The 3,547-nt window shown below is 59.6% G+C and carries 3 protein-coding genes; all 3 read left to right on the forward strand.

Features of this window, described 5'->3' with window-relative positions; translation table 11 throughout:
- Window positions 1-185 precede the first annotated feature (185 nt).
- On the forward strand, window positions 186-1,274 hold the full coding sequence (gene serC / locus QVE23_RS08760) for a 3-phosphoserine/phosphohydroxythreonine transaminase (RefSeq protein ID WP_036629710.1): 1,089 nt from the start codon (window positions 186-188) through the stop codon (window positions 1,272-1,274).
- 560 nt (window positions 1,275-1,834) lie between these two features.
- Entirely contained in the window at window positions 1,835-2,746 is a 912-nt protein-coding gene (locus QVE23_RS08765; RefSeq protein WP_021748228.1) for an NAD(P)-dependent oxidoreductase, read from the forward strand.
- Window positions 2,747-2,937: 191 nt separating this feature from the next.
- A partial coding sequence (locus QVE23_RS08770) for a GntR family transcriptional regulator (RefSeq protein ID WP_287967956.1) occupies window positions 2,938-3,547 on the forward strand: 610 nt, incomplete at its 3' end.

Genomic DNA, 3,547 nt, shown 5'->3' on the forward strand with positions numbered 1-3,547 from the left:
TTCTGCAAGTTTTTTTGTGCCCCTAAAACTTTTTACGGGCTGTCCGCCGTCCTCTCTCACAGGCGGACTCATCCCGCTTTTCCGGTTGATTCTTTCCAATTCTGTGCTATACTGGAAGAGGAAACAGACAGATGTCTGCGCGCCGATGCGAAACCCCAGAACAAAAAAGTTTGGAGGAAATGAGTATGAAATACGGACGTACCTATAATTTCTCCGCCGGACCCGCCATGATGCCGGAGGAGGTCTTGGAGGAGATCGCCGCCGAGATGATGAATTACCGGGGCAGCGGCATGTGCGTCATGGAGATGAGCCACCGCTCCAAGGTCTTTCAGCAGATCCGGGACGAGGCCGAGGCGGACCTGCGTCAGCTGATGGGCATTCCCGACAACTACAAGGTTCTGTTCGTTCAGGGCGGCGGCACCGTGCAGTTCGCCATGGTGCCCATGAATCTGATGAAGAACGGCGTGGCCTGCTATGTGGAGACCGGCAACTGGTCAAAGAAGGCCATCAAGGAGGCCCAGAAGTACGGTGAGGTGAAGATCGTCGCCTCCTCCGCGGACAAGAACTTCTCCTACATCCCTGACTGCTCCGATCTGGACATCCCCGACAACGCAGATTACGTCTATATCTGCGAGAACGAGACCATCAACGGCACCACCTATTTCCATCTGCCCAACACCAAGGGCAAGATCCTGGTGTCGGATCAGTCCTCCATGTTCCTCTCCCGTCCCTGCGATGTCACCAAGTACGGCCTGATCTGGGCGGGCGTACAGAAGAATGTGGGTCCCGCCGGCATGGCGGTGGTCATCATCCGGGAGGACCTGTTGCGGGAGGACCTGCCCCAGTTCGTGCCCACTTACATGAGTTACAAGACCCATGCGGACAATGACTCCCTGTACAACACTCCCAACTGCTGGGCCATCTACTGCTGCGGCAAGGTCTTCAAGTACCTGTTGGCAAACGGCGGACTGGAGGCCATGAACAAGCGCAACGAGGAAAAGGCCGCGGTGCTGTACGATTTCCTGGACCAGAGCAAGTTCTTCACCGGTGCTGTCCGCAAGGAGGACCGTTCCCTGATGAACGTGCCCTTCGTCACCCCCAGCAAGGAGCAGGATGCCGATGTGGTGGCCGCCTCCAAGGCCGCCGGCTTCGACAACCTGAAGGGCCACAAGAGCGTGGGCGGCCTGCGGGCGTCCATCTATAATGCCATGCCCAAGGAGGGCGTGGAGGCCCTGGTGGAGTTCCTGAAGAAGTACGAGGCAGAGCACGCGTAACGGCTTTCCATGGGGGACCTGCTCCCCCATGGAGGCCCCCCGTCAGTCTGCAGACTGGTGAACGCCGCCCAAGGCGTCTGAGTCGGGGAATTTTCGGCAGGTACACGCCCTGCGGAAAAGGATTAAAAATTCTTCTTTTGCCTCCGGCAAAAGAACTGGGGAAACCGGCGAAGCGCCGCCAGCGGTCTCGAAAGCGAGCCGATTTCGAGACCGCGGCGCGATTGGCGGCCCAAAAGGGCCGGGAATCGCAATGCCGCAACGGTGTAGCCCCCACGATTTCTACCAGCCCCCTTCCTTTTGTGCGGGTGGGAGAGCGAGTGGAACACGCCAGGCGTATCTCCACTCTTCACGCTCCACATCTTCACTCCGGTGAAGCCAGAGAGGCTTCGCCTTCCCCCTTCCTGCGATGGAGTCCGGAGCGTCAGGCAGACTGCCGCACGCGCAGCTCCTATCTCTGAACTCCACTCTCACGGAGGCGCCTGTCCCCCAATGGGCGTTTGGGGTTTCCGACATTGGCACCCCTGGGGTGTGCCGGAAATGTATGAAAAGGGGTATTATATATGGCATTAAGAGTTTTGGTTACCGATGGGATGGATGCTGGCGCAATGGAACAGCTGCGCAAGGATGGATATGAAGTCATCGAGCAGTTCTATGAGCCCGATCAGCTGGGCGCAGCCCTGCGGGACTTCGACGTGGTTATCATCCGCAGCGCCACCAAGATCAAGGAGCCGCAGATCGACGCCGCCGCAGGCAGCCGCCTGAAGCTCATCATCCGGGCCGGCGTCGGTGTAGACAACATCGCAGTCAAATACGCAGAGGAACACGGCATCCAGGTGAAGAACACGCCCCGCGCCTCCTCCAACGCGGTGGCGGAGCTGGCTCTGGCCCTGCTGTTCTCCTGTGCCCGGAACATCTCCATCGCGGGCCACACCATGCGGGAGAACAAGTGGGAGAAGAAAGCCTACTCCAAGGGCTTTGAGCTCTCCGGCAAGACTATGGGCGTCATCGGCTATGGCCGGATCGGCCAGCTGGTGGGCGCCAAGGGTCAAGCCCTGGGCATGAATGTGCTGTCCGTGGTCCACCGCAACAAGCCGGAGGGCTGCGAGTGCGAGACCATGCACTTTGTCACTATGGACGAGCTGCTCTCCCAGTCCGACATCGTCGTCCTCTGTGCCCCCAGTGGCGACAAGCCCCTGGTGGATGCGGAGTCCCTTGCGAAGATGAAGGATGGCGTGGTGATCATCAACGTCTCCCGGGGTGCCAACGTGAACGAGGCCGCCCTGCTGGACGCTCTGAACTCCGGCAAGGTCAAGGCCGCCGGTCTGGACGTGTGGCTGAGCGAGAAGGATCCCAACTGGGCCCTGGCCTCCCACCCGGCTGTCTCCTGCACGCCCCACATCGGCGCAGGCACCAAAGAAGCTCAGAAACGCATCGGCGCGGAATTGGTGGACATTGTAGAGAACTTCGGCTGATCAGTATTCCCGGTCAAACGCCCCTCCCGTGAAAACGGGAGGGGCGTTTTTCTGTGCCGTCTTTCCGATTTTTTCTTTTTCCGTAAATTGTTCCTATATTTTTATAATTTTTTAACTGCCATCTCTATTTACTTTTCAAAGTTGGCAGTGTATAATAGGGGCCATACAATCGCAGAACAGAAGGTGATGGCTTGAGGCAGGCAGTTGTCCCGTCCCAGTATCTGCAGATCGCTTTGGATCTGGCTACCCGCATCGCCCAAGGTGAGTTGACGGAGGGCAGCCGGATTTACGGTCGGTCGGTGCTGGCGTCGGAGTACGGGGTATCCCCGGAGACGATCCGCAAGGCCCTGCGGCTGCTGGCGGACATGAAGGTGGTGGATGTGAAGCCCCAGAGCGGGGCCGTAGTCCTCTCCGCCGACAGCGCCCGCCGGTACATCGAAAACTTCTCCGAGGATGCGGACATCCATTCCCTGCGCCTCCAGTTGAAGGCGCTGCTGGCGGAGTCCGCCGAGGTGAACCGGCGCATGGCGGACACCGTGTCGGCCCTGGTAAAAGGGCAGGACACATTTGCTGCGGCCGGTCAGCCCCTCCCCAACTATGAGGTCCCTGTCCCCAAGGACTCTCCTCTCATCGGCAAGAGCATCGGGGAGCTGAAATTCTGGCAGTCCACCGGCGGCACCATCGTGGCCATCCGGCGGGGCCAGACGGTGATCCTCTCCCCCGGTCCCTATGCCGAACTGTACAGCGGCGACGTCATCATCCTGGTGGGAAGCCCCAGCGCCGCAGAGGCCGCCCACCGGC

Origin of the sequence: Oscillibacter sp. KLE 1728 (assembly GCF_934833455.1) — a bacterium.
GTDB classification, from domain to species: Bacteria; Bacillota; Clostridia; order Oscillospirales; family Oscillospiraceae; genus Oscillibacter; species Oscillibacter welbionis.

Coding starts and splice junctions, on each gene's coding strand:
- serC (WP_036629710.1), top strand. CDS start 186: ATGAAATACGGACGTACCTATAATTTCTCCGCCGGACCCGCCATGATG.
- QVE23_RS08765 (WP_021748228.1), top strand. CDS start 1,835: ATGGCATTAAGAGTTTTGGTTACCGATGGGATGGATGCTGGCGCAATG.